General features: G+C 62.4%; 8 protein-coding genes. 3 read left to right on the top strand and 5 right to left on the bottom strand.

Features of this window, described 5'->3' with window-relative positions:
* The 3 genes from CEC48_RS30415 to CEC48_RS30425 form a co-directional block, all read right to left on the bottom strand.
* Positions 1 to 403, bottom strand: a 403-nt coding sequence (locus tag CEC48_RS30415) for a biotin-dependent carboxyltransferase family protein (RefSeq protein WP_371917790.1), incomplete at its 3' end; no start/stop codon positions are given.
* Positions 400 to 1278 (bottom strand): allophanate hydrolase subunit 1, encoded by an 879-nt coding sequence (locus CEC48_RS30420; protein WP_088427198.1) that lies wholly within the window; start codon positions 1276 to 1278, stop codon positions 400 to 402. The genes CEC48_RS30420 and CEC48_RS30415, both read right to left, overlap by 4 nt.
* A 153-nt stretch (positions 1279 to 1431) precedes the next feature.
* Entirely contained in the window at positions 1432 to 2220 is a 789-nt protein-coding gene (locus CEC48_RS30425; RefSeq protein WP_088427199.1) for a 5-oxoprolinase subunit PxpA, read from the bottom strand.
* A 106-nt stretch (positions 2221 to 2326) separates the two neighbouring features.
* Between CEC48_RS30425 and CEC48_RS30430 the strand changes: the two genes are divergently transcribed.
* On the top strand, positions 2327 to 3244 hold the full coding sequence (locus CEC48_RS30430) for a LysR family transcriptional regulator (RefSeq protein ID WP_017475938.1): 918 nt from the start codon (positions 2327 to 2329) through the stop codon (positions 3242 to 3244).
* Here CEC48_RS30430 and CEC48_RS30435 read toward each other — a convergent pair.
* The gene (locus tag CEC48_RS30435) at positions 3241 to 4137 is read right to left on the bottom strand and encodes a LysR family transcriptional regulator (protein ID WP_088427200.1); all 897 of its coding nucleotides are present in this window, start codon (positions 4135 to 4137) and stop codon (positions 3241 to 3243) included. The two genes, CEC48_RS30430 and CEC48_RS30435, sit on opposite strands and share 4 nt — an antisense overlap.
* A gap of 112 nt (positions 4138 to 4249) precedes the next feature.
* Here CEC48_RS30435 and CEC48_RS30440 point away from each other — a divergent pair, with 112 nt between their 5' ends.
* Complete coding sequence (locus CEC48_RS30440) at positions 4250 to 5008, top strand: SDR family NAD(P)-dependent oxidoreductase (protein WP_088427201.1); 759 nt, start codon at positions 4250 to 4252, stop codon at positions 5006 to 5008.
* Between the two features lie 78 nt (positions 5009 to 5086).
* Here CEC48_RS30440 and CEC48_RS30445 read toward each other — a convergent pair whose 3' ends face one another.
* Positions 5087 to 5524, bottom strand: a complete 438-nt coding sequence (locus CEC48_RS30445) for a multidrug/biocide efflux PACE transporter (RefSeq protein WP_088427202.1) — start codon at positions 5522 to 5524, stop codon at positions 5087 to 5089.
* 89 nt (positions 5525 to 5613) lie between these two features.
* Here CEC48_RS30445 and CEC48_RS30450 point away from each other — a divergent pair, with 89 nt between their 5' ends.
* Positions 5614 to 6468 carry a LysR family transcriptional regulator gene (locus CEC48_RS30450; protein WP_088427203.1) on the top strand — a complete coding sequence of 285 codons (855 nt, stop codon included), beginning with the start codon at positions 5614 to 5616 and terminating at the stop codon, positions 6466 to 6468.
* The last annotated feature ends 116 nt before the right edge of the window (positions 6469 to 6584 follow it).

The following is a 6584-nucleotide window of genomic DNA, read 5'->3' on the forward strand; positions in this document are numbered from 1 at the left end:
CACCCAAGGTGTAAGTGGAGCGACTGCCCAACACCACCGGCACGTCGATACCACCGGCCACCGCCAGATAAGTCCGGGCGCCCGCCTTGGGAAATTCAAAGCGCAGCACTTGCCCGGCACGCACTTCAAAGGCGGTGTCTTGATGCACCACCACGCCGTCCAGGCGCGGCGACATCAGCGCACCGCACAACGCCACCAGGGCGTCCTGCTGAAACTCCAGTTCCGGCCCGATCAACGTGCATTCCAGCCCGGCGGCGCCAATCGGGTTGCCCACCAGATGGTTGGCCGCGCTCAACGCGTATTGGTCCAGCGCGCCGGACGGCGGGATGCCGAGGTGGTAATAACCTTCGCGGCCAAGGTCCTGTACAGAGGTGGCGAGGCCGGGTTTGAGTACCTTGATCATGCCAGCGCCTCCTGCAGGGTTTTGGGGTAAGCGATGGGGTCGGCGAGAAAGGCGTCGAGGGAAAATTCCACCGGGCGGATACGCAGGTCGAAACGCCCTGCATCCACTTCAGCCACCGCCAGGTCGTAGGCTTCACGGTCCACCGGTTTGAACTGCACGATATCGCCGGGGCGGAAGAACACCATGTGTTCCTTGAGGTACGCCAACTGCTGTTGCGGGTCATAGATCGGCGCCGGGGTGACGCCGAACATCTGGTAACCGCCGGCGCCGCGTACCGAATAAATACAGCCGAAGCAGCCACCGTGGCCGAGGGTCAATTTCGGCGTGTCGGTACGTGGGCGCAAATACTTGGGCACCTGCAACTGCCGCTCACGCTCGACCATCTGGAACATGAACGGCAAGCCCGCCACAAACCCTACCATCGAGACAAACCACGGCGCGCCACTGTGGGCGGCGATAAACGCCTCGACATCCGCCAGGCCGTTGACCCGCGCGGCGTACTCCAGGTCGGTGCCGGTCGGGTCTTGATGACGGTCGCGAAAGCGCATCAGGGTTTCATGCGTCCAGGGGTCGTTGTACAGCACCGGGATTTCGATGATGCGGGTGTGCAAGGTGCGTTCGGCCACGGCCTGGGCTTCGGCGCTTTGCACGGCGTCGAGCAGCACGTGGGGCGCAATGCGGTCCGGGTCGAAGCGAATCTGGAACGAGGCATTTGCCAGGCAAACATCCAGCACACCGTCCAGGGCCAGGCGCTCCACCGCGCGGGTCACGGCCATGCCCTTGAAGAAAGCCTCCAGGGACATGCTCTCGCTGACCTCGGCAAACAGGTGTTCATCACCGCCAAAGCTGTAGCGGATCGGGGAAGATTCAGCCATGTCTGTTCCTCTTGGAATCATTGTAGAAAGGCAGGCAAAAAATCATGAGTGTTGGCAGAGGTCGTCATTGTGGCGAGGGGGCTTGCCCCCCGTTGGGCTGCGTAGCAGCCCCAAAACCTGACCTTGAGTTCTGCCTGGGGAAACTCAGTGAGCTTATAGGGGCTGCTGCGCAGCCCAACGCGGGGCAAGCCCGCTCGCCACAACAATCCCCGCCTGGTCCAGCGCTTCACGGGTAGCTTCCACCAGTTCAAGGGCGCCGGGTGTGTCGCTGTGCAGGCAGATGGAATCGAATTCGATAAACAGGTCTTCCCCTTCCACGGTGCGCACCAGCCCGGTCTGACAAGCTCGTAAGACGCGTGCCGCAACCGTCGCAGGATCCAGCGCCCGCACATTGCGGGTAAACACGATGGAGCCCGAGAGATCGTACTCACGGTCGGCGTAAAACTCCCGCACCACCGGTTGGCCGAGTTCCTTGGCAATGCGCCAGATCACCGAGTTGGGCATGCAGTACAGCAGCAGCGTGGGCTCCAGGCGCTGCAGGTTTTCCACCAGCAGCCGCGCCGCTTCTTCATCCCGCGCCAAGTGCATGTACAGCGCGCCGTGGGGCTTGATGTGTTGCAGCGTGAGGCCCTGCGCCCGGGCGATTTCCCGCAGGGCGCCGAGTTGGTAGAGCATGTCGTCCACCAGCTCCTGGGCCGGGGCGTTGATGTGGCGACGGCCGAAACCTACCAGGTCACGAAAGCCCGGGTGCGCACCAATTGCCACGCCCAACTGCTTGGCCCGCTCGACCGTGCGGCGCATGGTGCCCGGGTCGCCGGCGTGAAAGCCGGTGGCGATGTTGGCCGAGCTGATGTAGGCCATCAGTTCACTGTCGACGCCATCGCCGATGGTCCAGGGGCCGAAGCCTTCGCCCATGTCCGAGTTGAGATCCACTGCCTGCATCGGGGTCGCTCCGTTGAAGTTCATGCCATGGAAATTAGGCTGCGGCTTGACCCCTTGGGAAGATCTATTATCAGATGGGTCATCTTCTGAAAATCAGATACCCGCCATGTCCCTGACCCTGCGCCAAATCCGCTACTTCGTCGCCACCGCCGAAATCGGCCAGATCTCCCAGGCGGCGATTCACCTGAACATCTCCCAATCGGCGGTGACCACCGCGATCAAGGAGCTGGAAGCGATGCTCGGCGCGCAGTTGTTTGTGCGCTCGGCCCAGGGCATGAGCCTGACCGACGCCGGGCGGCATTTTCTGAACCGGGCCTACGTGATTGTGCGCAGCGTCGACGACGCGCTGAACAGCCCATTGCCGGACTACCGCGCCAGCGGCGTATTGCGGGTGGCCGCCAGCTACACCGTGCTCGGCTACTTCCTGCCGCACCACTTGCAGCGCATGGAACACTGGCACCCGGACGTGACCATCGAGGTGTTCGAACAGGAACGCCAGGCCATCGAACACGGCCTGCTCAACGGCCAGTTCGACATGGCCGTGGTGCTCACCGCCAACCTCACCCACCCGGATATCGTCTCGGAAATCCTCTTCAACTCCGAACGCCGCCTGTGGCTGCCCAGCCATCACCCGTTGTGCGAACGCCCGGCCGTCAGCCTCGCGGATGTGGCCAGGGAGCCGTACATTTTCCTCACCGTCGACGAAGCCGAACAAAGCGCCATGCGCTACTGGGAACAGGCCGGGCAAACGCCCAAGGTGCGGCTGCGCACCAGTTCGGTGGAGGCGGTGCGCAGCATGGTCGCCAACGGCAGCGGCGTGGCGATTTTGTCCGACCTGGTGCACCGCCCGTGGTCGCTGGAGGGCAAGCGCATTGAAACCGTGAGCGTCACCGACAAGGTCACGCCCATGAGCGTCGGCCTGGCCTGGCACCGCGAGCGCGACTTCACCCCGGCGATGCAGGCGTTTCGTGATTACTTCCACGATGCCTTCCTGGCGCCGCAGCAGTTGTCGGCCCGGCGTTAAAGCCGGGACTGCAGGGTGGCGGCCAGCCAGTCCATAAACACCCGCACCCGCTGCGGCAAATGCCGTTGGCCGGCGTACAGCAGGGATACATCCAGCTTTGGAGCCGGATAGTCCGGCAGTACCGCTACCAACTCGCCGCTGGCCAGTAGATCGCCAATGCCCAGGGCCGGCACTTGGGTGAGGCCGAACCCGCCGATGCACGCCGCCCGATACGCGTCGGTGCTATTGACCGTCACGCGCCCGGCCATGGGAAGGCGGTGCACTTTGTTGCCCTGCACGTATTCGAACCCCGCCGACCGCGAGCCCAGCGGGCGCACGTAATGTACCAACTGATGATCCGCCAGGTCGGCGAGGGTCGTGGGCACACCATGGCGTTGCAGGTAGGCAGCACTGGCGCAGTTGATCATCGTCATGCGGCCTAACAACCGCGCCACCACCGACTGGTCGGGCTGCGCACCAATGCGCAGTACACAGTCAAAACCTTCAGCCAACAGGTCCACCTGGCGGTCGGTGCTGCTGATTTCCAGCTCGATCAACGGGTGCTGCTCCATGAATTCCGGCAGACGCGGCAGGATCAATTCGCGGGCCATCACGTTGGGCATATCCACACGAATCCGCCCCGCCAACTGCGCTTCATCCTGACGAAACAACCCTTCCAGCTCTTCCATGTGCGACAGCAAATCCTTGCTGCGCTCGTACAACACCCGGCCATCCTGCGTGGCCTGGACCTTGCGCGTAGTGCGCTGCAACAGCCGCGTACCCAGCAACTCTTCCAGCGCCTGCACATGCTCCGACACGGTAGAACGCGGCAGACCCAGGCTCTCGCCCGCCTGGGTGAAACTCGACAGTTCGGTGACACGCACGAAGGTGCGCAGCAGCTCAAGTTTGTTCATGGGATTGTTCGCCCTATCCGGCCAGTGATTCCGATATAGCTCTGTTTATCACGTTACGGCCGGACAAATACACTCAGTCCCACGAACACTCATACGCTCCGAGGACTTAACCATGACCCGTAAAATCGCACTGATCACCGGCGCCAGCCGCGGCCTGGGCAAAAGCGCCGCGCTGCATCTGGCAGCACAAGGCGTCGACATCATCGGCACGTACAACCGCGCGGCGGACGAAGCCCAGGCTGTGGTCGCACAAATTGAAGCGCTGGGCGCCAAGGCGGCCATGCTGCAACTGGATGTCAGCCAGAGTTCAACCTTTGATGCGTTCACCACCCAGGTCGGCTCGGTGTTGCAGGAAGTGTTTGGGCAGGCGCACTTCAACTTCCTGATCAACAACGCCGGGATCGGTGCCCACGCCAGCTTCGCCGAAACCACCGAAGCGCAGTTCGACCAACTGGTGGCGATCCACTTCAAGGGCCCGTTTTTCCTGACCCAGAAACTGTTGCCGCTGATCAGCGACGGTGGCCGCATCATCAACATCTCCAGTGGCCTGGCGCGTTTCAGCCTGCCGGGTTACGCGGCCTACGCCTCGATGAAAGGCGCGGTGGAAGTGCTGACCCGCTACCAGGCCAAGGAGCTGGGTGCCCGCGGGATTACCGTCAACACCCTGGCGCCCGGCGCGATTGCCACCGATTTCAGCGGCGGCGCGGTACGGGACAACCCGGCCGTGAACGCGATGGTCGCCACCAATACCGCCCTGGGTCGCGCCGGTTTGCCGGATGACATTGGCGGGGCGATTTCCACCCTGCTGGCCGATGGCAGCAACTGGATCACCGGGCAGCGTGTCGAGGCGTCGGGCGGGATGTTCCTGTAACCCGCCGGCCAGGCGTTCTGCGAGCATGAATGGTCGACGATGGCGCATCTGAATCGCCATCGCCGGCCAGCCGGATGCCTACACAGCGCGCATCCGTTTTTGCAGGACCCGCTCCCGCACCGCGTCATAACCCCAGTGATACACATAGGTGTATGGCAGGAAAAACAGCAGCACGCCGATGTCGAGGATAAACGCCTGCATCAGGCTGATGTTCAGCCACCCGGCGATCAGCGGCACACACACGATGATCAGGCCGCCTTCAAACATCAGGGCGTGCAGCACCCGGGTCCAGCCGCCATTGGCCAGTTTCAGGCGCGCTTTGAGGCGGTCGAACAGGCTGTTGAAAATGATGTTCCAGGTCAGCGCCATAAGGCTGATAGCCAAGGTCACCGCGCCCATTTGCGCCACGGGGCGGTCCATGATCCAAACCAGCAGTGGCGTACAGATCAACAAAGCCAGGCCTTCAAAACCAATGGCCTGCCAAACGCGTTCAGTAATCGACTTGTTGGGTGTCATGACCCGTTCTCCGTGAGTGACGATGGTTGCCATCATTACCCTTTGACTCGATACTTCATAACCAATAACCATCGATCAAGGCGATAGTCATGGCCTCCCATGAAGTGCTTCAGGCGTTTGTGCAGGCAGCAACCCAAGGTTCGTTTTCAGCGGCGGCACGCAAGCTGGGCAAGAGCCAGTCCACTGTGAGCGCGGCGGTGGCCAGCCTGGAGATTGACCTGGACGTGGTGCTGTTTGATCGCAGCAGCCGCAAGCCCACGCTGACCCCGGCCGGGCATGTGCTGCTGCAACGCGCCGAACAGGTGCTGGAAGCCAGCAGCCGCCTGGAGTTGGCGGCCAGCCAGTTGTCCCAGGGGCTGGAGCCCAAGTTGAGTATCGCCATGTCCGATACCTATCAGTCGGACCGTTTCGAAACCGCCCTCAGCGCTTTCGAGCAGCGTTACCCGGACCTGGAACTGGAATGCCTGATCGCCGAATGCGAAGACTTGATCGCCCTGGTGCAAAGCGGCCGGGCGCAGATTGCCTTTATCGAGATGCAAGAGGTTTACCCGCCGGACCTCACCAGCACCGCCGTGGAAGAGCGCACGGAAATCGCGCTGTTTGTCGCGACCAAACATCCGCTGGCGACTCTTGCAGACATCGACCAGCAAACCCTGAAGCAACACCGCGAACTGCGCCTGGCAAGCATCATCAACCCGAATGAAACCCGTGGCCTGGGGCGTGTGTGGTCGGCGCCCAGTTACCTGATGCTGATGGAAATGGCGCAACTGGGCTTCGGCTGGGCACCGCTGCCGCGCTGGTTGGTGGAGCGGTTTGGCGGCGGCCACCTGTGTGAAATCAAGGCTCGGGGCTGGCCACGCTCGGTGGCGGTGGATGCCTTGTGGTCTCGCCAGCAACCGCCGGGGCCGGCAGGCAGTTGGTTGTTGGGCAAGATGCTGGAGTAACGCCGGAACACAATATTCAGAACAATGAAGGCCCCATGTGGGAGCGGGCTTGCTCGCGAAGGCGGTGTACCAGTTAACACATTGGGTGACTGACACACCGCTTTCGCGAGCAAGCC

The organism is Pseudomonas sp. K2I15 (genome assembly GCF_002204795.1).
Lineage (GTDB): Bacteria > Pseudomonadota > Gammaproteobacteria > Pseudomonadales > Pseudomonadaceae > Aquipseudomonas.

Excerpts from the sequence above, each read along its gene's own strand:
- CEC48_RS30450 (WP_088427203.1), top strand. The coding sequence starts at position 5,614 with ATGGCCTCCCATGAAGTGCTTCAGGCGTTTGTGCAGGCAGCAACCCAA.
- CEC48_RS30445 (WP_088427202.1), bottom strand. The coding sequence starts at position 5,524 with ATGACACCCAACAAGTCGATTACTGAACGCGTTTGGCAGGCCATTGGT.
- CEC48_RS30425 (WP_088427199.1), bottom strand. The coding sequence starts at position 2,220 with ATGCAGGCAGTGGATCTCAACTCGGACATGGGCGAAGGCTTCGGCCCC.
- CEC48_RS30420 (WP_088427198.1), bottom strand. The coding sequence starts at position 1,278 with ATGGCTGAATCTTCCCCGATCCGCTACAGCTTTGGCGGTGATGAACAC.
- CEC48_RS30440 (WP_088427201.1), top strand. The coding sequence starts at position 4,250 with ATGACCCGTAAAATCGCACTGATCACCGGCGCCAGCCGCGGCCTGGGC.
- CEC48_RS30435 (WP_088427200.1), bottom strand. The coding sequence starts at position 4,137 with ATGAACAAACTTGAGCTGCTGCGCACCTTCGTGCGTGTCACCGAACTG.
- CEC48_RS30430 (WP_017475938.1), top strand. The coding sequence starts at position 2,327 with ATGTCCCTGACCCTGCGCCAAATCCGCTACTTCGTCGCCACCGCCGAA.